21 protein-coding genes and 2 pseudogenes are annotated in these 19,782 nt (G+C 66.0%); 20 read left to right on the top strand and 3 right to left on the bottom strand.

Annotation, left to right across the window (positions count from 1 at the left end; translation table 11 throughout):
* Nucleotides 1–14: 14 nt before the first annotated feature.
* The 8 genes and pseudogenes from MYCSM_RS13405 (at nucleotide 15) to aroQ (ending at nucleotide 5,674) form a co-directional block, all read left to right on the top strand.
* The gene (locus tag MYCSM_RS13405; RefSeq protein ID WP_015306699.1) at nucleotides 15–446 is read left to right on the top strand and encodes a prepilin peptidase; all 432 of its coding nucleotides are present in this window, start codon (nucleotides 15–17) and stop codon (nucleotides 444–446) included.
* Between the two features lie 115 nt (nucleotides 447–561).
* Nucleotides 562–948, top strand: a complete 387-nt coding sequence (locus tag MYCSM_RS13410) for a nuclear transport factor 2 family protein (protein WP_015306700.1) — start codon at nucleotides 562–564, stop codon at nucleotides 946–948.
* Nucleotides 945–1,436: a DUF3237 domain-containing protein gene (locus MYCSM_RS13415; protein ID WP_015306701.1), complete on the top strand. Its 492-nt coding sequence runs from the start codon at nucleotides 945–947 to the stop codon at nucleotides 1,434–1,436. Before MYCSM_RS13410 ends, MYCSM_RS13415 begins: the two co-directional genes overlap by 4 nt.
* A 175-nt stretch (nucleotides 1,437–1,611) precedes the next feature.
* Nucleotides 1,612–2,214 carry a TetR/AcrR family transcriptional regulator gene (locus MYCSM_RS13420; RefSeq protein WP_041313972.1) on the top strand — a complete coding sequence of 201 codons (603 nt, stop codon included), beginning with the start codon at nucleotides 1,612–1,614 and terminating at the stop codon, nucleotides 2,212–2,214.
* 38 nt (nucleotides 2,215–2,252) lie between these two features.
* Nucleotides 2,253–3,453: pseudogene (gene aroC / locus MYCSM_RS13425) on the top strand (chorismate synthase); the annotation flags it as partial.
* A gap of 67 nt (nucleotides 3,454–3,520) precedes the next feature.
* Nucleotides 3,521–4,027, top strand: a pseudogene (locus MYCSM_RS13430) (shikimate kinase); the annotation flags it as partial.
* A 127-nt stretch (nucleotides 4,028–4,154) separates the two neighbouring features.
* Nucleotides 4,155–5,240, top strand: a complete 1,086-nt coding sequence (gene aroB, locus MYCSM_RS13435; RefSeq protein ID WP_015306705.1) for a 3-dehydroquinate synthase — start codon at nucleotides 4,155–4,157, stop codon at nucleotides 5,238–5,240.
* Nucleotides 5,237–5,674 (top strand): type II 3-dehydroquinate dehydratase, encoded by a 438-nt coding sequence (gene aroQ / locus MYCSM_RS13440; RefSeq protein ID WP_015306706.1) that lies wholly within the window; start codon nucleotides 5,237–5,239, stop codon nucleotides 5,672–5,674. Before aroB ends, aroQ begins: the two co-directional genes overlap by 4 nt.
* A gap of 3 nt (nucleotides 5,675–5,677) precedes the next feature.
* Here the strand turns inward: aroQ and MYCSM_RS13445 are convergent, their stop codons facing one another.
* Entirely contained in the window at nucleotides 5,678–6,241 is a 564-nt protein-coding gene (locus MYCSM_RS13445) for a B-4DMT family transporter (protein ID WP_015306707.1), read from the bottom strand.
* Nucleotides 6,242–6,327: 86 nt separating this feature from the next.
* Between MYCSM_RS13445 and MYCSM_RS13450 the strand changes: the two genes are divergently transcribed.
* The 12 genes from MYCSM_RS13450 to MYCSM_RS13505 all read left to right on the top strand — a co-directional run bounded on the left by MYCSM_RS13450 (nucleotide 6,328) and on the right by MYCSM_RS13505 (nucleotide 17,312).
* Nucleotides 6,328–7,413, top strand: a complete 1,086-nt coding sequence (locus MYCSM_RS13450) for a M24 family metallopeptidase (RefSeq protein WP_015306708.1) — start codon at nucleotides 6,328–6,330, stop codon at nucleotides 7,411–7,413.
* A gap of 14 nt (nucleotides 7,414–7,427) precedes the next feature.
* The gene (gene efp, locus MYCSM_RS13455) at nucleotides 7,428–7,991 is read left to right on the top strand and encodes an elongation factor P (RefSeq protein ID WP_015306709.1); all 564 of its coding nucleotides are present in this window, start codon (nucleotides 7,428–7,430) and stop codon (nucleotides 7,989–7,991) included.
* Between the two features lie 20 nt (nucleotides 7,992–8,011).
* On the top strand, nucleotides 8,012–8,491 hold the full coding sequence (gene nusB, locus MYCSM_RS13460) for a transcription antitermination factor NusB (protein WP_015306710.1): 480 nt from the start codon (nucleotides 8,012–8,014) through the stop codon (nucleotides 8,489–8,491).
* A complete protein-coding gene (locus tag MYCSM_RS13465; RefSeq protein ID WP_015306711.1) occupies nucleotides 8,491–9,033 on the top strand; it encodes a hypothetical protein in 543 nt (180 codons plus the stop codon). The genes nusB and MYCSM_RS13465 overlap by 1 nt, the downstream gene beginning before the upstream one ends.
* Nucleotides 9,034–9,193: 160 nt before the next feature.
* A complete protein-coding gene (locus tag MYCSM_RS13470) occupies nucleotides 9,194–10,081 on the top strand; it encodes a DUF559 domain-containing protein (protein ID WP_041313978.1) in 888 nt (295 codons plus the stop codon).
* A gap of 211 nt (nucleotides 10,082–10,292) precedes the next feature.
* A complete protein-coding gene (locus MYCSM_RS13475; protein ID WP_015306713.1) occupies nucleotides 10,293–11,069 on the top strand; it encodes a GntR family transcriptional regulator in 777 nt (258 codons plus the stop codon).
* Entirely contained in the window at nucleotides 11,066–11,293 is a 228-nt protein-coding gene (locus tag MYCSM_RS13480) for a 4Fe-4S dicluster domain-containing protein (RefSeq protein WP_015306714.1), read from the top strand. Before MYCSM_RS13475 ends, MYCSM_RS13480 begins: the two co-directional genes overlap by 4 nt.
* 10 nt (nucleotides 11,294–11,303) lie before the next feature.
* Nucleotides 11,304–12,731 (top strand): ABC transporter substrate-binding protein, encoded by a 1,428-nt coding sequence (locus MYCSM_RS13485; protein WP_015306715.1) that lies wholly within the window; start codon nucleotides 11,304–11,306, stop codon nucleotides 12,729–12,731.
* Nucleotides 12,728–13,588 carry an ABC transporter permease gene (locus tag MYCSM_RS13490; protein ID WP_015306716.1) on the top strand — a complete coding sequence of 287 codons (861 nt, stop codon included), beginning with the start codon at nucleotides 12,728–12,730 and terminating at the stop codon, nucleotides 13,586–13,588. Before MYCSM_RS13485 ends, MYCSM_RS13490 begins: the two co-directional genes overlap by 4 nt.
* Complete coding sequence (locus MYCSM_RS13495) at nucleotides 13,585–14,331, top strand: ABC transporter ATP-binding protein (RefSeq protein WP_015306717.1); 747 nt, start codon at nucleotides 13,585–13,587, stop codon at nucleotides 14,329–14,331. Before MYCSM_RS13490 ends, MYCSM_RS13495 begins: the two co-directional genes overlap by 4 nt.
* Nucleotides 14,328–17,006 (top strand): fumarate reductase/succinate dehydrogenase flavoprotein subunit, encoded by a 2,679-nt coding sequence (locus MYCSM_RS13500; RefSeq protein ID WP_015306718.1) that lies wholly within the window; start codon nucleotides 14,328–14,330, stop codon nucleotides 17,004–17,006. The genes MYCSM_RS13495 and MYCSM_RS13500 overlap by 4 nt, the downstream gene beginning before the upstream one ends.
* Before the next feature lie 90 nt (nucleotides 17,007–17,096).
* Nucleotides 17,097–17,312, top strand: coding sequence for a hypothetical protein (locus MYCSM_RS13505; protein WP_015306719.1), 216 nt, complete (start codon nucleotides 17,097–17,099; stop codon nucleotides 17,310–17,312).
* Between the two features lie 45 nt (nucleotides 17,313–17,357).
* Here the strand turns inward: MYCSM_RS13505 and MYCSM_RS13510 are convergent, their stop codons facing one another.
* The gene (locus MYCSM_RS13510) at nucleotides 17,358–18,560 is read right to left on the bottom strand and encodes an FAD-dependent monooxygenase (RefSeq protein WP_015306720.1); all 1,203 of its coding nucleotides are present in this window, start codon (nucleotides 18,558–18,560) and stop codon (nucleotides 17,358–17,360) included.
* Nucleotides 18,561–19,766, bottom strand: coding sequence for a serine hydrolase domain-containing protein (locus MYCSM_RS13515; protein ID WP_015306721.1), 1,206 nt, complete (start codon nucleotides 19,764–19,766; stop codon nucleotides 18,561–18,563). It lies immediately after the preceding gene.
* Between the last annotated feature and the right edge of the window lie 16 nt (nucleotides 19,767–19,782).

The raw sequence follows: 19,782 nt of genomic DNA on the forward strand, positions 1-19,782 counted from the left end.
GTTAGCCTCAATGTATGGGGGCGGTGGTGGCCGGTGTTTGCGTGCTGGCGTGGCTGGCGGTGTTGTCCGCCTACGACATCTATTCGCGACGGTTGCCGAACTGGCTGACGCTGCCAGGTGCCGCGGTGATCCTCGCGGTGGCCGCCGCACATGGTCGCGGTGTCGCCGCCCTACTCGGCGCGGTCGCGTTGTTCGTCATTTACGCCGTCGTGCACCTGTTGTCACCACCGGCGATGGGCGCCGGCGACGTAAAGCTGGCGCTCGGCATCGGTGCGCTGACAGCAACCTTCGGTAGCGACGTTTGGCTGCTGGCCGCGCTTGCTGCGCCCATGCTGACCGCGGGATGGGCTGTTGTGATCGTGTTGCGCCGATCGGAACACACTGTGCCGCACGGTCCTTCGATGTGCGCGGCGGCGGTCATAGCAACCGCGTTGGTCGTGCGCTAAGTCGGAGACGACGGCTGCGCCGACTCGCTCGCCTCGCGCTGCGGTTGATCGGCACGCGCATTTCAGCCACCCGACACCCTTGCATACTTAAAGTAGGTTAGTACATACTGTAGGTATGCAAAGTACCGATCTAGATCTACCCGCGATTTCGCACCGTTACTTCGCCGCCTGGGCGGCGCATGATCCGGGTGCGATCGTCGCCATGCACACCGAGGACACTCAGTTCTGGACGCATCTTGGCGCGGGGCCCGTACAGGGCCGTGACGCCGTGCGCGCGGCCTTCGAGCAGATTTTCGCCCAGTTCCCGGATTTCGCCTGGGAGACCTATCGCGTGCTGTACGGCGAGGATCACTGGATCCTCGACTGGGCGTTGACCTCCGGTGACATCCGCTTCGACTGCCTCGACGTCGTCAACGTCTCATCGGACGGCTTGGTGAGCCGCAAGGACACCTTCATCGACGCGGCCCAGTTGCAGCAAGCGATGGGAACCGTGATCGCATGACCACCGCAACACCCGTCGACCAGTTGCCGCTCGTCACCGCCCTACCGGTTGAGCACTTGTTCGACATGCATGTCAATCTGCAACCCGCTCAATCGATTCCGACTCCCGTCGGTACGCGGTTGACCTTCATCACGACCGGAGGCGTCATCGAAGGACCGAAGCTGCGCGGTGAACTCCTCCCCGGCGGCGGAGACTGGCTGATCATCGGCGCCGACGGCACCGGACGCGTCGACGTCCGAGCCACGCTGCGCACGCACGACGGCGCGCTCATTCATTACGAGTCCCGCGGCGTCATCAAGATCCCCGCGGACGGTGTGCAACGGCTCGCTGCGGGCGAAGTGCTCCCGTTTGAGCAGACCTACATTCGCACGACGCCGAAGTTCGAAACCTCCGACGAGCGCTACGCGTGGCTATCCGAGGTGGTCGCCGTCGGCTACAACATCCTGTCGCCCAACCACATCGACTACCGGATCTATCGAGTGCTGTGAACCAGGCAAGGCTTGCGCGCCAGTCGAATCGGGTGGTGCGACGCTGGCCCAGAGCGCAACGCGCGATGGGGCGGCTGCACGCCCAGGCCGAGCACTACGCGCGGTACACGGATCGCGCGCTGCGGCTGATCGCGTTGGTGCCGGATACAGGGTGAGCACCGGCTATGGTCGGGCCGTGGCGACGAAGGCGGCAAGACGGACTCAGGCCGAGCGGACCGAGGCGACCACCACTGCGCTCGTCGATGCCGCACGTGAACTGTTCGCCCGCGACGGCTACGACGCGACGTCGCTGGACGCGGTCGCGGCACGCGCCAACATGACGAAGGGCGCGGTGTATCACCACTTCGACGGCAAGCGGCAGCTGTTCGAGGCCGTCTTCACCCGCGAAGTGGAGCAGTTGGCCACGCCACTTGTCGAGGCGTACGCCCGGAAGAAGGATCCGTGGGACGCCTTCAAGGCCGGATGCCGGGCATTCCTCGACGAGTGCCTCGCCCCCGACCTACAGCGAATCGTGCTGCTCGACGCCTTGGCCGCCATCGGCTGGGAGCACGTCCGGCGGCTGGAAGGCCCGCTGCTGGACATGATGCAGGTCGGAATTTCGCGGGCCGCAGAAGCCGGCCGCATCGCGCCACGACCACCGGCGCCACTCGCTCATTTTCTCTACGGAGCGCTCTGCGAAACCGCGATGATCGTCGCCCGCGCCGACGACCAGAAGACCGCCCATCGCCAGGCCGTCAGCGAGATCAACCGCATCCTTGACGGCCTGGCTATCGACTGATTCGGGTCTCGACGGCGCGACGTGCGAAAATGGGACGCGTGTTGCGATGGACGACAGCTGGTGAATCCCACGGCCGCGCGCTGGTGGCCATGGTCGAAGGCATGGTTGCCGGCGTCCACGTCACCTCCGACGAGATCGCGGCCCAACTGGCCCGCCGCCGACTCGGCTACGGCCGCGGCGCCCGGATGAAGTTCGAGCAGGACCAGGTCACCATGCTCGCTGGTGTGCGGCACGGGGTCACGCTCGGTGGGCCGATCGCGATCGAGATCGGCAACACGGAGTGGCCGAAGTGGGAAACCGTGATGGCTCCCGACCCTGTCGATCCCGCTGAGCTCGATGTCGCTCGCAACGCGCCGCTGACCCGGCCCCGCCCAGGCCACGCCGACTACGCAGGCATGTTGAAGTACGGATTCGACGACGCGCGCCCGGTGCTCGAGCGGGCCAGTGCCCGCGAAACCGCCGCCCGCGTCGCCGCAGGAACCGTCGCCAGGGCGTTCCTCAAGGAGGCGCTCGGCGTCGAGGTGGTGTCGCACGTCATCTCCATCGGCGCATCCAAGCCCTACGACGGGCCGCCGCCGCTGGCCGCCGACCTGGCTGCCATCGATGCCAGCCCGGTTCGGGCGTTCGACGAAGAAGCCGAAAAGCTGATGATCGCCGAGATCGAGGCCGCCAAGAAGGACGGCGACACACTCGGGGGTGTGGTCGAGGTCGTCGCGCACGGGTTGCCCGTCGGGCTCGGCTCATTCACCAGCGGCGACAACCGTCTTGACAGCCAACTGGCCGGTGCCGTGATGGGCATCCAGGCGATCAAGGGCGTCGAGATCGGCGATGGCTTCGAGACCGCGCGCAGGCGCGGCAGCGTCGCGCACGACGAGATGTACCCGGGTCCTGACGGGGTGATGCGCTCCACGAACCGGGCCGGCGGCCTCGAGGGCGGCATGACCAACGGCCAGCCCGTGCGGGTGCGCGCCGCGATGAAGCCGATCTCGACCGTGCCGCGTGCGCTGGCCACCGTCGACATGGTGAGCGGCGAAGAGGCCGTTGCGATTCACCAGCGCTCCGACGTGTGTGCGGTGCCCGCCGCCGGTGTCGTCGTCGAGACGATGGTTGCCCTGGTGCTGGCGCGTGCCGCGTTGGAGAAGTTCGGCGGCGACTCGCTGACGGAGACGCGGGCCAACATCGATACCTACCTGCGGGCTGTGGCCGACCGCGAGCCGTCCGGCGGGTCGGGCCCACGGGCGGAGGCCAGGGGAGAGCGAAGCGACCGGGGAATCGGCAACGCGCAACCGGCGCAGGCCTCGGGCTGATGGCCCCCAAAGCGGTGCTGATCGGGCTGCCCGGATCGGGCAAGTCCACGATCGGGCGGCGGCTGGCCAAATCGCTTGGCACCTCGATGCTCGACACCGACGCCGCGATCGAGGAAACCACCGGCCGCACCATCGCCGACATCTTCGCCACCGACGGCGAGAACGAATTCCGGCGCATCGAAGAGGACGTCATCCGCGCCGCGCTGCAGTCGCATGACGGGGTGCTGTCGTTGGGCGGCGGCGCCGTCACCACCCCCGGGGTGCGCGACGCGCTGGCCGGGCACACCGTGATCTATCTGGAGATCAGCGCCGCCGAAGGTGTGCGCCGGACAGGCGGCAGCACCGTGCGGCCACTTCTCGCGGGCCCCGATCGCAACGAGAAGTTCAAAGCACTGATGGCCGAACGGGTTCCGCTGTACCGACGGGTCGCCACGATGCGCGTCAACACCAACCGTCGCAACCCCGGCGCGGTGGTTCGCCACATCGTGGATCGCCTGGAGAACCCACAGGCCACCCGGCGTCGACGTCGCCGACCGTCGTGGCGCCGCGGTCCGTCGTCGCTGGCACCGAAGCCAAGCACGGAAGCCCCACCGACACCCGCGGCCGTCGCCGCCCGACACCCGAAAGGACACCGTGACTGAGCCGGTGACCGTCGATGTGCTCGTCGACCCGCCATACCCCGTCATCATCGGCACCGGCCTGCTCGGCGAACTGGGCCGTGTCCTCGAGGGCAGGCACAAGGTAGCAATCCTGCATCAGCCGGTGCTCGCGCAGACCGCAGAAGCAATCCGAAATCACCTGTCGGACAAGGGCATCGACGCGCATCGCATCGAGATCCCGGACGCCGAGGGCGGCAAGGAGTTGCCGGTCCTCGGTTTCATCTGGGAAGTGTTGGGCCGCATCGGCGTTGGCCGCAAGGATGCGATCGTCAGCCTCGGCGGGGGAGCGGCCACCGACGTCGCCGGGTTCGCCGCCGCCACCTGGCTGCGCGGCGTCGACATCGTCCACGTGCCCACCACGCTGCTTGCCATGGTCGACGCCGCGGTCGGCGGCAAGACGGGAATCAACACCGACGCGGGCAAGAACCTGGTCGGCGCGTTCCATCAGCCGGCTGCCGTGCTCATCGACCTGGCGACGCTGGAAACGTTGCCCCGCAACGAGATTGTCGCGGGCATGGCCGAGATCGTTAAGGCAGGCTTCATTGCCGATCCGGTGATCCTCGACATGATCGAGGCCGACCCGGAGGCCGCTGTCGACCCGAAGGGCACGGTGCTGCCGGAGCTGATCCGCCGGGCCGTCGCGGTCAAGGCTGAGGTGGTTGCGGCCGACGAGAAGGAATCGCAGCTGCGCGAGATCCTCAACTACGGCCACACCCTCGCGCATGCGATCGAGCGCCGGGAGCGTTACCAGTGGCGACACGGTGCAGCGGTATCGGTGGGTCTGGTGTTCGCCGCCGAATTGGGAAGGCTGGCAGGACGTCTCGACGATGACACCGCCGCGCGACACCGGTCGATCCTCACCTCGCTGGGCCTGCCCGTCAGCTATGACGCCGATGCGCTGCCGCAGCTGCTCGAATACATGGCGGGTGACAAAAAGACGCGTGCAGGCGTGCTTCGATTCGTGGTGCTCGACGGGTTGGGCAAGCCGGGGAGGCTCGAGGGGCCGGACCCGTCACTGCTGGCGGCGGCCTACTCAGAAATCGGAGCGATGGGCTCATGAAATTCTCGACCGTGCTCGTGCTCAACGGTCCCAACCTCGGTCGGCTCGGGCGTCGCGAGCCGGAAGTCTACGGCAGCACCACCCACGACGAGTTGGTTGCGTTGATCGAACGCGAGGCCGATCAGCTTGGCCTGAAAGCCGTTGTGCGACAAAGCGATAGCGAAGCCGAGCTGTTGAACTGGATCCATGCGGCCGCGGATGCGGGCGATCCGGTGGTGCTCAACGCAGGCGCCTTCACCCACACCTCGGTGGCGCTGCGCGATGCATGCGCGGAGTTGAGCGCGCCGCTGATCGAGGTACACATCTCGAATGTGCACACCCGCGAGGAGTTTCGACACCACTCCTACCTCAGCGCGGTCGCAACCGGAGTGATCGTCGGCCTCGGAGTGCAGGGCTACGTGCTGGCCCTGCGCTACCTCGCGAGCCTCGACTAGGGACTACTCCTCGCGGCGTGCCTCGGTGGGCGCGGTTTCGGCGCCGCCGTCGTGGCGCACCGCTGCGAAGACGTCAGTGTCGGCGCGGTCTTGTTCTTGCTCTGCGGCGGCCTCGGCCAGGCCGTGATGCTTGCGCGGCTGCTTTTCGAGGTTGCGGTCGATCATCCAGCGACCGATTGCAACGCCGGCGATCGCGAACAGGAACACCAACAGCGCCGTGAACGCCGCGAACGTGGTGACCTCGTTGAGCAGCGCTTCCACGTAGAGGCTCTTGTAGAACAGCGAGATGAACCATGCCACCGCGCCGCTCACCACGCCCGCGAACAGGCCGGCCAGCAGCCACGTCATCGCAAGGTCTCCTCGCCGGTCGGGGTCGGGGTTGGCCTTGGCGTCGGCTTGACCGTCGAGAAGGCCCCAGATGAAGACCGCGATCGCGAAGAGCACGACCAGCACGATGCTGATCAATCCCGCCTTGGTCTCCCACGCATTGATCAACGCCCCTTGCAGCAATCGGACAATCACCATCAGGGCCGCGAACACCAGTCCGCGCAGTAACCACTTGCTCATGCCTCGACTCCTTCTCGCTCCGGTCCTCGCTCGTTGTCGGCTTCGGAGCTCATGGGGCCACACCTTAGCGAGTAGGTTCTTCAACCGTGACTATTTCACAGCGCCGGGACCGTCTGCGCCAGCGACTGGCCGACGCCGAACTGGACGCGATGCTGATATCTGACCTGGTCAACGTGCGTTACCTGTCTGGTTTCACAGGTTCGAACGCGGCATTGCTCATTCGTGTCGACAGCGAAACGCCGGTGCTGGCCACCGACGGACGCTATCGAACGCAGGCCGCACAGCAGGCCCCCGACGCGGAGGTCGTGATCGAGCGGGCGTGCGGGCCACATCTGGCCGCGCGTGCCGCCGCAGACGGAGCTCGTCGGGTCGGCTTCGAGAGCCACGTGGTGACCGTCGACGGGTTCGCGACGTTGCGCAAGGCCGCAGGCGACCAGGTGGAGCTGGTTCGGGCCGCAGGCACGGTGGAGGCGCTGCGCGAGGTCAAGGACGCGGGCGAGATCGCCCTGCTGCGACTCGCATGCGAGGCAGCCGACGCCGCGCTCACCGATCTCGTTGAACGCGGTGGGCTGTGCGCGGGCCGGACAGAGAAAGAGGTAGGCCGCGAACTCGAGGCGTTGATGCTCGACCACGGCGCTGATGGCGTGTCGTTCGAAACCATCGTGGCCGCAGGCGCCAACTCGGCGATCCCGCATCATCGGCCGACGGACGCGGTGTTGGCGGCGGGCGACTTCGTCAAGATCGACTTCGGTGCGCTGGTCTGCGGCTACCACTCCGATATGACTCGCACCTTTGTGCTGGCGCCTGCCGCGCAGTGGCAGCTCGACGTCTATGAACTGGTCGCTACAGCCCAGCGGGCCGGCCGTGACGCGCTCGCACCGGGCGTCACGCTCAAGGATGTCGACGCAGCGTCGCGGCAGGTCATCGCCGACGCGGGTTATGCCGACAACTTCAGCCACGGGCTCGGCCATGGCGTCGGGTTACAGATCCACGAAGCGCCGGGGATCAGCGCTTCGGCCGCCGGTACACTGCTTGCTGGCTCTGCGGTCACCGTTGAGCCAGGTGTCTATCTGCCCGACCGCGGCGGTGTCCGCATTGAGGACACGCTGGTCGTCGGCGACAAGGCCCCCGACTTACTCACCCGGTTCCCCAAAGAACTGGCGATCCTCTAGGAGAACGACCGACCGTGGCATCGACCGCCGACTTCAAGAATGGGCTCGTCCTGCAGATCGATGGCCAGCTGTGGCAGATCGTCGAGTTCCAGCACGTCAAGCCAGGCAAGGGGCCGGCCTTCGTCAGGACCAAGCTGAAGAACGTGCTGTCCGGCAAGGTCGTCGACAAGACTTACAACGCCGGCGTCAAGGTCGAGACCGCGACCGTCGACCGGCGCGACCACACCTACCTGTACCGCGACGGGTCGGACTTCGTGTTCATGGACTCCCAGGACTACGAGCAGCACCACCTGCCCGAGTCGCTGGTCGGTGACGCCGCCAAGTACCTACTCGAGAGCATGCCGGTGCAGATCGCGTTCCATGACGGCGCGCCGCTGTATCTGGAGCTGCCGGTGACCGTCGAGCTGGAGGTCACCCACACCGAGCCGGGACTGCAGGGCGATCGGTCGAGCGCAGGCACCAAGCCGGCCACCGTCGAGACCGGTGCCGAGATCCAGGTGCCGCTGTTCATCAACACCGGCGACAAGCTGAAGATCGACTCCCGCGACGGCAGCTACTTGGGCCGCGTTAATGCCTGACGGCATTGGGAGTCTGGTGAATGCCTGACCGCAAGGGTGATCGGGGGCGGCATCAGGCCCGCAAACGCGCCGTCGACCTGCTGTTCGAGGCCGAGGCGCGGGGGCTTACCCCTGCCGAGGTTGCAGAAGCGCGAAATGCCTTGGCGGAGAAAGAGTCCGACGTCTCACCTCTGAATGCGTACACGGTGACGGTGGCACGCGGCGTCACCGAGAACGCCGCGCACGTCGACGATCTCATCTCCGCGCATCTGCAGGGCTGGACGCTCGAGCGGCTGCCCGCGGTCGACAGAGCGATTCTGCGGGTGGCGGTGTGGGAGTTGTTGCACGCCGACGATGTACCCGAGCCGGTCGCAGTTGACGAGGCCGTGGAGTTGGCCAAGCAGTTGTCCACCGACGACTCACCGGGTTTCGTCAACGGCGTGCTGGGACAAGTGATGCTGGTGACGCCACAGATCCGGGCGGCTTCAGCGGCGATGCGGGGGACAAGCGAGGGCAGCTGATGGGCATACCGCAGGATTGGGCGCCGTACTCCAGTGTCGAGGAGGCAGCCAGGGTGTACCTGCGTGACCCCGAGCTTGCTCTGGACCAAATCCGTTCGGTGATTGACCTTTCCGCGATCAAGTCGTTCATCATGTCGCGCGGTTCGAGCGAGGAGTCGTGGGGCGAGGCGCTGTGGCAAGAGGTGATCCTCACCGACGGCCAGCGGCTGATCATGTGGCGCGCCGATGACGAGCTGGCAGGTGCGGACGATCGCGAGCGTCGCATCCTGAACGCGTCGGTGCGAACCATCCTGCTGTCGACGATCACCGACCATGTGCTGACCGCCGAGTACGAGGTACTCGGCGACGACACCCGGCGACTGTCCGAGGTGCGGCTGCGGATGTATACCCAGCTCGTCACGCGGTCGCGGCAGAAGTCCGCCACCGAAAGCGATATCTACTGCGAATCGTTTCGCTATTACAAGTCCGTCGACAACGGCGGCCTGGCCCAGATGCAACGACTATTGCAGTTCGGCCGGGTGCTCTCGCGCTGCATGCAATAACTTAGCTATGCCGAGCGTGCGTGTCTGCGCGCCGACACGCCGCAAATCGCGTGCATTTCGTGCACGCTCACGGCCGCCGACTGTGCACAATCGCGCACTCATCCACAGATGACTACTCCGGGTCTACCGTCCTTGTCAGCCGGTTTAGATGATCCTGGCCATGAATCCCGAACTAGCGGAACTCTTCTACAACCAAGGCGGCGTGGCCACAAGCGGTCAAATTCTGGCCCGCACTACGAGGCGCCGTTTCGCGGCGGCTGTCAATTGCGGTGTCCTGGAGAGGATGTGGCAAGGAATCTACTGCGCCGGCGAGCCGACGGACGAGCTGAGGCTTCGCGGCCTAGACCTGTCGAGTGGCAAATCTGTACCCGTGTGCCTCGGTACCGCCGCGGCGATTTACGGTTTCGACACCGAGGGCACCGTCGACCTACATGTGCTGAATCCGGCCGGCGGACAGCTGCGTAACGCTGACGGGCTGGTGGTGCATCGGCGCGACGGCGCTCCTCTCGTGATGGTCGACGGACGACTGGCAACGTCTGCTGGGTGGACGGCTGTCGAGGTCGCCCGTGCGCAGCGTCGGCCGCGGGCGCTCGCAACGCTGGATGCCGCGCTGCGCAGTGAATCGTGTAGTCGCGCCGAGATGTGGCGCGCGGCCGTCGAGCAGGCCCGGCGGCGCGGCATCGTTGCGGTGCGCGAGCTGATCCCGCTCGCCGATGCGCTCGCGGAATCACCGATGGAAAGCGAAGCGCGGCTCGCGATGATCGACGGTGGGCTGCCGATCCCGAAACTGCAATACGAGATCATCGACGGCAATGGTGAGCGCAGGCGCGTCGACTTCGCGTGGCCGCAATACCGGATCGCGGTCGAGTATGACGGCGTCGACTGGCATAGCCAGCCCGACGCCATGAAGCGCGACCGCCGACGGCGCGCGGCTCTGGAAGCGGTCGGATGGATCGTCATCCCCATCGTGTTCGAGGATGTCCGTCACCGGCCATGGGAGTTCATCGCGATGATTGCCAAGCAGTTGTGTCACGCTCGGGCGGCGTGAGCGTGCGCGGAATGCACACGAAATGCGGCGTGTCAGCGTGCGGACACGCACGGTCGCGGTAGTTGAGCGACGGCTTTAAGCTCAGCGCGATTGTAAATTCTTCGCCGGCACGGGCTGGCGCAATAGCCACGCCCGCGCGGTCTTTTGCCTGGTAGCCGCCTGTCCACGGTGGCGGATTCAGTTAACCTGCGCCAACGTAGATTTCACGGCGATGCGGCAGGCTTTCGCGCCTCTTAGCGTTCACGTCGTGTCAGCTGAGCCGACGCCGATCCGGCGGCCCCGCGCCGACCGTGCGCGGCAGGTCGCCGACGTGCTGCGGCATCAAATCCATGCCGGCGCCTACGACGACGGGCTGCCCACCGAACAGCAGCTGGCCGCCGAGTTCTTCGCCTCCCGTAATACCGTTCGCGAGGCGCTCGCGGTGCTCAAGAACGAAGGGCTGATCGACCGCGGGCGCAAGGTTGGCACCCACGTCGCAGTCCGCAAGTACGACCACGGCCTCGATGCCCTCGTCGGCCTGAAGGAGACTTTCAAGGACTACGGCGAGGTGCACAACGATGTGCGGGCCGTCCTAAACGTGGCCGCGCCGCCCGCGGTCGCGCGCCGACTGCGGCTCGAACCGGGCGCACAGGTGGTTTTCATCGAGCGGTTGCGCTATCTCGGCGACCTGCCGCTGTCTCTCGACCTGACGTACCTGGCGCCCGATATCGGCGCCGAGGTACTCGCGCACTCGCTAGAAACCAACGACGTGTTCGCGCTCATCGAGCAGGTCAGCGGACAACGGCTGGGATCGGCAACGCTTGCGCTGGAGGCGGTTTCGGCCGATCCGCATTCCGCAGCGACGCTGCAGGTGCCCGACGGCGCGGCTCTGCTGATGCTGGAACGTCTCACCAGCCTCGACGACGGCAGGCCCGTCGACCTCGAATACATCCGGATGCGTGGTGACCGAATCACCATGCGCGGCAGCCTGATCAGGAGCGAATCATGACGCTGGTGAACCAACGCACCGATGTTCCGGTGACGATCGACGAATCCTTGTGTATCGAGGGCTGCACGCTCTGCGTCGACATCTGTCCGCTCGACTCGCTGGCGATCAACCCGGACAACGGCAAGGCCTACATGCATGTCGACGAGTGTTGGTACTGCGGGCCCTGCGCCGCCCGCTGCCCCACCGGCGCCGTCACCGTCAACATGCCCTATCTGATCCGGTAAGGACCCCACCGTGAGACAACTGATTCGATTTGTAGCCCTGGCCACTGCGCTTCTCCTCGCCGCCACCGGCTGCTCACTGGACGCCACCAGCCAATCCTCCGGCAACGTCGTCAATGTCGTCATCGGCTACCAGTCGAAGACCATCAACACCGTCACCGCAGGGACATTGCTGCGCGCGCAGGGATATCTGGAGCGCCGGCTGGCCGACATCACCAGCCGGACCGGAACCAAGTACAACGTGACGTGGCAGGACTACGACACGGGTGCACCCATCACCGCGCAGATGGTCGCCGAGAAGATCGATATCGGCTCGATGGGCGACTACCCGATGTTGATCAATGGCTCCAAGACCCAGGCCAACGACCGCGCGCGCACCGAGATCGTCTCGGTGACCGGCTACAACCCCAAGGGCGTACTGAACATGGTTGTGGTGGCGCCTAATTCGCCTGCACAGAAACTCTCCGATCTCCAAGGTCAGAAGGTATCTGCCAGTGTCGGATCGGCAGGCCACGGCACGCTCGTGCGGGCGCTGTCCAACGCGGGCCTGGACCCCAAGAGCGGGGTCGAGGTGCTCAACCAGCAGCCACAGGTCGGCGCGTCAGCATTGGAATCCGGTCAGGTCCAGGGGCTTTCGCAGTTTGTGGCATGGCCAGGTCTGCTGGTCTTTCAGGGCAAGGCCAAGCTGCTGTACGACGGGGCCGAGCTGAACTATCCCACCTTGCACGGTGTTGTCGTCCGACGTGCGTACGCCGCCGAACATCCAGAAGTGCTCGACGCCTTCCTGCAGGCGCAACTCGACGCCACTGACTTCCTCAACTCCAAGCCACTGGAAGCAGCCAAGATCGTCGCCGACGGCAGCGGCCTGCCCCAGGAAGTCGTCTACCTCTACAACGGCCCAGGCGGCACCTCGTTCGATACGACGCTCAAGCCGTCATTGGTCGACGCGCTCAAAGGCGATGTGCCCTATCTGAAGTCGATCGGCGACTTCGCCGACCTCGACGTCGCCGGCTTCGTCCAGGACGCTCCTTTGAAGGCCGCATTCGCGACGCGAAACCAGGACTACGGCAAGGCCGTAGCCGCCACGACGAACCCGTCGGTGCTCGGCGGTACCGACCCGGTCTGCAACACGCCTGTCGACAATCCCGCGCGGGCCAGTGAACTCTGGCTCGACGGAGCGTCGGCCACGCAGCCCGCGGCCAGCCCGACCTGCCTGCTCAAGGCCGTTCGCGAGGCCACCGCCAACGGTTCGAAGGTCCGCGCCGCCTACGTTCCCGACACCGATCTCGGTACGCGGTGGTTCGCCGACAAGGCGTCGTGGGTGCGCGACGGCCAGAACTACCTACCGTTCGGCACCCCAGCTGGGGCCCAGCGACACGTTGCAGCCCATCCCGGAAGTACGGCGGTGGATTACCAAGAGGCGTTGGCGGGCGCCGTATGACGACCGCCGATGCCGTCGTCCCGGGTGTACTCGAGCCGGTAAGCGCGCGGCCGGCGGTTCTACGCCCGCGGTCGAACCCACAATGGCGCCGTCGGCTCGTGCGCCTGGCATCGGTCATCACGGCCATCGGCCTCTGGCAGCTGCTCACCGCCAACCACGTCCGGATGTGGCTACGGTTCGACACGTTGCCCACGGTCACGCAGATCGCCACGGCATTCGTGGATCGCCTTGGCACCCAGGCATACTGGCTCGACCTCGGCCAGTCGCTGATCCGGATCTTGACCGGTTTCGGGTTGGCCGCGGTCATCGGTGTTGGCACCGGGATCCTGCTCGGCCGGTCGGCGGTGTTCGCCGACGTGTTCGGTCCGTTGACCGAATTGGCGCGGCCCATCCCGGCGATCGCGATCGTTCCGGTCGCGATCCTGCTGTTCCCGACCGACGAGGCCGGGATCGTGTTCATCACGTTCCTTGCGGCCTACTTCCCGATCATGGTCAGCACCCGGCACGCCGTGCGCGCATTGCCGACGATCTGGGAGGACTCGGTGCGCACCTTCGGAGGCAACAGCTGGGATGTGCTGCGGCGCGTAGTGCTGCCCGGCATCCTGCCCGGGTTGTTCGGGGGGCTCTCTGTCGGCATGGGTGTGGCGTGGATCTGCGTGGTATCCGCCGAGATGATCTCGGGGCGACTGGGTGTGGGCTACCGCACCTGGCAGGCCTACACGGTGCTCAGCTATCCCGACGTGTTCGTCGGCATCATCACGATCGGCGTGCTCGGCTTCGCGACCGCTGCGGCCGTCGAACTGATCGGCAGGCGGGCCACCCGTTGGCTGCCCCGCGGTGAGGAGAACGTGCGATGACGACGGCTGTGGCAGAAGGCATGCGGCTGGAGCTTGACGACGTCCGGCTGTCCTACACGGGAGCGCCAGTCGTCGATGGCTTGAGCCTGACGGTGCAGCCGGGCGAAATCCTGGTGCTCACCGGGCCATCGGGCTGCGGCAAGTCGACTGTTCTTCGCGCACTGGCCGGTCTGCTGCGGCCGGACTCCGGCCAGGTGCTGGCCGATGGGCAAGAGGTCACCACCACGTCGCGCGATCGCGGCATGGTGTTCCAGGACAGCGCGTTGTTGCCATGGCGCACAGTGCGTTCCAACATCGAACTCGCCCTTCAGTTGCGCGGTGAACCCCGCGCAAACCGACGCCGGCGTGCCGACCAGTGGATCGACGAGGTGGGACTGACCGGGTTCGCCGATTATCTGCCCAAGAGTCTGTCGGGCGGCATGCGTCAGCGCGTGCAGCTCGCTCGCGGGCTTGCCGGGGCACCCCGTGCGGTGATGATGGACGAACCGTTCGCCGCGCTGGACACCCAGACCCGCGGCGCGATGCAACGACTGCTCATCGAGACCTGGCGCGCCCACCCGACCACGATCGTGTTCGTCACCCACGACGTCGACGAAGCGCTGATCCTTGGCGACCGTGTCGCCGTTCTCGGCCGCGTCGGCCAGCCCTTGCGCGCGGTGATCGACGTGCCGCAGCCGCGCACCGACCAGACCGGCCGCCACGCACTCCGGACGGAAATCATTACAGTCCTTGGTCATTCATGATGCAGATACCTGAACTGGCCGACACGAGTCGCCTCGACTGCGATGTGCTGGTGATTGGCGGAGGCACGGCGGGCACCATGGCGGCGTTGACCGCCGCGGAGCATGGTGCGCAGGTGCTGCTGCTGGAGAAGGCGCACGTGCGCCATTCTGGCGCGTTGGCGATGGGCATGGACGGGGTGAACAACGCCGTCATCCCCGGCAAGGCCAGCCCCGAGGACTACGTCGCCGAGATCACCCGGGCCAACGACGGAATTGTCAACCAGCGCACCATTTACCAAACCGCTACGCGCGGCTTCGCGATGGTGCAGCGCCTGGAGCGCTACGGCGTCAAATTCGAGAAGGACGAGCACGGCGAGTATGCGGTGCGCCGTGTGCATCGATCGGGTTCTTACGTGCTGCCGATGCCCGAGGGCAAGGACGTCAAGAAGGCGCTGTACCGGGTGCTGCGGCAGCGGTCGATGCGCGAGAGGATCACGATCGAGAACCGGCTGATGCCGGTGCGCGTGCTGACCGACAATGGCCGCGCGGTCGGTGCCGCCGCACTGAATTCCCGCACAGGCGAATTCGTCGCGGTGGCAGCCAAGGCGGTGATCCTGGCCACCGGTGCGTGCGGCAGGCTGGGCCTGCCCGCATCGGGATACCTATACGGCACTTACGAAAACCCCACCAACGCCGGCGACGGGTATTCGATGGCGTATCACGCAGGGGCCGAACTGTCCGGAATCGAGTGCTTCCAGGTCAACCCGTTGATCAAGGACTACAACGGGCCCGCATGCGCATATGTCGCCAATCCGTTCGGCGGCTATCAGGTCAATGCATTAGGGGAACGGTTCGTCGACTCCGACTACTGGTCCGGTCAGATGATGCTCGAGGTGAAACGCGAGATCGAGTCCGCCCGCGGCCCGATCTACCTCAAGGTGTCGCATCTGCCCGACGAGACGCTGACCGCGCTGGAAAACATTCTGCACACCACCGAACGACCCACCCGTGGCACCTTTCACGCCAACCGCGGGCAGGACTACCGCACCCACGACGTCGAGATGCACATCTCCGAGATCGGCTTGTGCAGTGGGCATTCCGCCTCCGGGGTCTGGGTCGACGAGCACGCGCGCACCACGGTGCCCGGTCTGTACGCCGCGGGCGATCTGGCCTGCGTTCCGCACAACTACATGATCGGTGCCTTCGTGTACGGCGATCTGGCAGGCGAGCATGCAGCATCGACGATCGCGGACGTCGTTGCGCCGCAGCAGCCTCCCGAAGACCAGCTCAAGGAGGCGCACGAGCTCGTCTACCGTCCGATACGTCAGCCCGACGGCCCACCGCAGCCACAGGTGGAATACAAGCTGCGCCGGTTCGTCAACGACTACGTGGCTCCGCCGAAGACCGCGACGAAGCTATCGATCGCGGTGCAGAGCTTCGAGCGGATGCACGATGAAATCGCCGAGATGGGCGCCACTACACCGCATGAATTGATGCGGGCGGTGGAGGTGTCGTTCATCCGTGACTGCGCCGAAATGGCCGCCCGCTCATCGCTCACCCGCACCGAGTCGAGGTGGGGCCTGTATCACGATCGCGCCGACCTGCCCGATCGTGACGACGAAGAGTGGCGCTATCACCTGAACCTGCGCAAGAGGCCCGACGGTTCGATGGAGTTCCTGAAACGGCCCGTCGCACCGTATTTCGTGCCGGTACCAGAGCTGGAGCACCTGCCATCCGAGCAGCCCGTGGCGCATATCGAGCAGCCGGTGCTGGCCGGCGGCCAGGCGCCGGCCACCTCGGCGTCGCGCGTACGGCCGGCCGGGCCTAGCCAGCCGCCGTCGCCGCGCATCGTCGAGGTCGTGACGCTGGAATCACCGACGGTCGCTGACCTGGCGCAGTATCTGACGGACTCCGATCCGGGGGTACGAAGGACCGCGGTGGCAACGCTCGTCGAGAATCTGCCCGACGGGTACTCCCGACCACTGCTGGATGCGCTGGGCGACGGCGACGGGGAAGTGCGGCGGACCGCCGCTGACAGTGCCCGCGAACTCGCCGAGGTGATTCCTGTCCCAGAAGATGTTGCCGGACAGCTGAATTCGGCGGATCCCGTCGTCCGCGCGGTGGCGGTGTACCTGCTGAGCGCGCGGCGGGTGGGCGACCGAGTGCAATACCGGCGTGCGTCGGCGGATGCCGATCACCGCGTGCGCATCGAGGCGGTGCGGGCCCTGGTGTCCGTGGACGATGCCGAGGGCGTCGCGGCCGCCGCCACCGATGACAACCGCGAAGTCAGGATCGCAGCGGCGAACGGGCTTGCGACACTGCGCGCGGGCGTCGATGCGGTGCGCAGCCTGGTCGGCGACCACGACCCCCTAGTGCGGGCCGCGGCGCTGGCTGCGCTCGGCGCCGTCGGCTGTGGCGACGACGATTTGGCCCACGTACAGCGTGCGCTCACCGAACCGGCGTGGCAGGTCCGTGAAGGTGCCGCAAGGGCACTGGCCGGAGCAGAGCCGACGGTCGCCGTCCCCACGCTGACAACCGCGCTCACCGATCCGCACCTCGACGTCCGTAAGGCGGCGGTGCTGACCTTGACGCGGTGGGCGGACGACGAGCCCGCGGCGCGTGAGGCGTTGGAGCTGGCGCTTCAGGACGGCGACGCCGACGTGCGGGCGTATGCCCGGAAGGCATTGGCGGTATGACTCCGCTGAGTGGCACCAGCTGAAGACGTCGAGAAAATCGAGTAGGCCGTTACTCACCTGGTCACTGCCCGCCGGGAGGAGGCTGATGGGGTGGCCGATGAACTCACCCCTCACGAGAACGCACTGCGCAAGCTTCCGCTGCCGTACTCGCTCGCGCTACGGCTACGCGAGGCCGGAGTCGCGCCCGAAGTGGTCAGCGAATACGTCGGTGTGGACGAAGCCGCGTTGGCAGGCGTCTACCGGATAGCCGAGGCCAAGCTCAACGCCGCGGAGCAGGCACGGAAGCCATGCGAGGAGCGTTGCTGAGGAGTTCTGTTTGACAGATGAAACAACCGAAGGCGTCGTCGCAGTTCACGGTGCGGCGTAGTCCGGCAGGTCAATGGCGTCCGCGGTGGTGAACCACTTCTTCTCAGCGAAGGAGCGGAACGGCCAGCGCTGCATCCACTTCATCACCTGTGCGGTGATCGTGATGTCGCTGCTCGACTTCGGCAGGTAGCCGTCGACGCCGTTGGGCAGACCCTGGCACCTCTGGATGTACGGTCGCATCACGGCCTCGTATCGCTTCAGCGCGACCTGGATGCGTTCGGCGTCTAGAGATTTGGCGGAGCCAAGTTCGCCCGCCAACACGTAGGCGCCGACCAACGCGAGGCTGGTGCCCATGCCGCTCAGTGGTGAAGCGCAATATCCGGCGTCACCGGCGAGGGTGACCCGGCCCTGCGAAATTGTCGGCATGTGCACCTGTGCGAACGCGTCGAAGTAGAAGTCGTCGGCGGTCTGCGCGGCGGACAAGAGTGCGTCGCACTGCCAACCGGCGCCAGCGAAATACGTTGCCAGCAACGCTCGTTGCTCGTCGGCATTGCGTCGCTCATAGGTAAGGGGTTCTGAGCGAAAGGCCAGTCCGGCCTTGCACAGCGCTGGATCATGCGACGGCCGCATCGACGCGTTGAGACCCGGTGCTTGATACATCAGATACCAGCCATCGAGTCCGACGGTGTCGGGCGCGGTGAACCATGCATTGTATCCGCCCAGTGGTTTGACGAACTGCTCTTCGGGCCCAAAAACCAAGCGCCGCACTGCCGAATGTGGTCCATCGCAACCGACGACGATGTCCGCGGACACAGTCGACCCGTCGCTCAGCGTCGCTGTCACGGCATCCTGGGTCTGGCCGAGTTCCTCGATGCGGGTGCCGAAGCGGTAGTCGGTCTGCGCATTGGTCGCCTGATACAGCACGTCGACCAGATCGCCGCGCAGAATCTCGAGCTTGGAAACCAAGCCGTTCCCGTTGAACGCGGTGACCGGCATCTCGGCGCGCCTGCTGCCGTCGGCCTTGATCCACGCGACGCCACGCTGGTCGAGAGAGCGTTGGCGCATCTGGTCGATGAGCCCCATGCGCTCGACCACATCGCCGCCCGCGCCGCGCAAGTCGACGGTTTGTCCTCCGGGGCGAATGCCGTCCGCGAGTTCGACGATCGTTACCTGATAGCCACTTTTGGTGAGCCAGAAGGCAAGTGCGGGTCCCGCGATCCCGGCACCGTTGATCAGTACCGTCGGCATCTAGATTTCGAGCGCCTGGTAGGTGCGCCGGACGAACTTCGGTTGGGTGGATTGAAGTTTCAGCAATGCGGTGTTACCCGCGACAGCGGCCGCCGCGTCTGCGCCGAAGTTCGGCAGGTTCTGGATCAGGTAGATCAAGATGAGGTTCTCGCTCGGATCCGCTTGCCACCACGTACCGTATGCGCCCGGCCAACTGAACGTGCCAAGACCTCCTGGGCCAAACAGTTGCCGGGATCGGGCTGGGTCGGTCACCACCGAAAGATTCAAGCCGAAACCGCGGCCGATCCAGAACGGCATGCCGAGAAACGGATGTTGCTTCTGCTCGTCGGTCAGCCGGTCGGTGCGCATCAACCTCACGGACTCGTCCGACAGCACACGTACGCCGTCGACTTCGCCGCCCGCTAACAGCATTCGGACGAACTTCAGATAATCGTCGGCGGTGGAGAACAGATTGGCGCCGCCCATGCAAAACGGCGGCGGCGTGATCGGCGGGGGACCCATCGCGTCATGGCTGAGGGTGTCGTCGTCCTCGAGCTTGTACATCGTCGCGGTACGACCGCGACTGCGGGAGTCAACGAAGAACCCGGTGTCCGTCATGTTCAGCGGACCCAGCACCCGCTCGGCGAGCACTTCCTGCAGGGACTTGCCCTCAATCCGCTCGAGCACAATCCCCAGCACATCCGTCGCATTGCTGTAGGTCAGGCGGTCGCCGGGTTGATGCTGCAGCGGCAGCGCGGCCACCTCGGCTAGCCAGCGGTCGGGGCCCTGCCGGGGCGAAATGCGCGAATACGCCTTAGCCAGCGGACCGGTCACTGAGAAGAAGTATGCGAGCCCGCTGCGGTGGGTCATCAGGTCGTCGACGGTGATGGGCCGACGCGCCGGCTGCGTCTTGTCGAGTGGACCGCCCGGAGAGGCGAGCACCCGCATGTCCGACAATTCCGGTAGCCATTTCACGACGGGGTCGGTTAGGGCGAGCCTGCCCTCGTCGACCAAGGTCATGGCCGCGGCGACGGTGACGGGTTTGGTCATCGACGCGATACGGAAGATCGAGTCGCGCTGCATGGGCAGGTTGGCGTGCACGTCGCGGTGGCCGAGCTCGTTGACCTGGAGCACCTCGCCGGAGCGCCACACGAGCGTGACCGCGCCAGCCAACAGGCCGGCGTCGATGGCCTCGCGGATGGACGCCTGGTTGGTGTCGAGCTTCATCGGCGTCAGCGTACCC

Source organism: Mycobacterium sp. JS623 (assembly GCF_000328565.1).
Taxonomy (GTDB): domain Bacteria; phylum Actinomycetota; class Actinomycetes; order Mycobacteriales; family Mycobacteriaceae; genus Mycobacterium.

Excerpts from the sequence above, each read along its gene's own strand:
- MYCSM_RS13405 (WP_015306699.1), top strand. The coding sequence starts at position 15 with ATGGGGGCGGTGGTGGCCGGTGTTTGCGTGCTGGCGTGGCTGGCGGTG.
- MYCSM_RS13410 (WP_015306700.1), top strand. The coding sequence starts at position 562 with ATGCAAAGTACCGATCTAGATCTACCCGCGATTTCGCACCGTTACTTC.
- MYCSM_RS13415 (WP_015306701.1), top strand. The coding sequence starts at position 945 with ATGACCACCGCAACACCCGTCGACCAGTTGCCGCTCGTCACCGCCCTA.
- aroQ (WP_015306706.1), top strand. The coding sequence starts at position 5,237 with ATGAAATTCTCGACCGTGCTCGTGCTCAACGGTCCCAACCTCGGTCGG.
- MYCSM_RS13445 (WP_015306707.1), bottom strand. The coding sequence starts at position 6,241 with ATGAGCAAGTGGTTACTGCGCGGACTGGTGTTCGCGGCCCTGATGGTG.
- nusB (WP_015306710.1), top strand. The coding sequence starts at position 8,012 with ATGCCTGACCGCAAGGGTGATCGGGGGCGGCATCAGGCCCGCAAACGC.
- MYCSM_RS13465 (WP_015306711.1), top strand. The coding sequence starts at position 8,491 with ATGGGCATACCGCAGGATTGGGCGCCGTACTCCAGTGTCGAGGAGGCA.
- MYCSM_RS13470 (WP_041313978.1), top strand. The coding sequence starts at position 9,194 with ATGAATCCCGAACTAGCGGAACTCTTCTACAACCAAGGCGGCGTGGCC.
- MYCSM_RS13475 (WP_015306713.1), top strand. The coding sequence starts at position 10,293 with ATGCGGCAGGCTTTCGCGCCTCTTAGCGTTCACGTCGTGTCAGCTGAG.
- MYCSM_RS13480 (WP_015306714.1), top strand. The coding sequence starts at position 11,066 with ATGACGCTGGTGAACCAACGCACCGATGTTCCGGTGACGATCGACGAA.
- MYCSM_RS13490 (WP_015306716.1), top strand. The coding sequence starts at position 12,728 with ATGACGACCGCCGATGCCGTCGTCCCGGGTGTACTCGAGCCGGTAAGC.
- MYCSM_RS13495 (WP_015306717.1), top strand. The coding sequence starts at position 13,585 with ATGACGACGGCTGTGGCAGAAGGCATGCGGCTGGAGCTTGACGACGTC.
- MYCSM_RS13500 (WP_015306718.1), top strand. The coding sequence starts at position 14,328 with ATGATGCAGATACCTGAACTGGCCGACACGAGTCGCCTCGACTGCGAT.
- MYCSM_RS13510 (WP_015306720.1), bottom strand. The coding sequence starts at position 18,560 with ATGCCGACGGTACTGATCAACGGTGCCGGGATCGCGGGACCCGCACTT.
- MYCSM_RS13515 (WP_015306721.1), bottom strand. The coding sequence starts at position 19,766 with ATGAAGCTCGACACCAACCAGGCGTCCATCCGCGAGGCCATCGACGCC.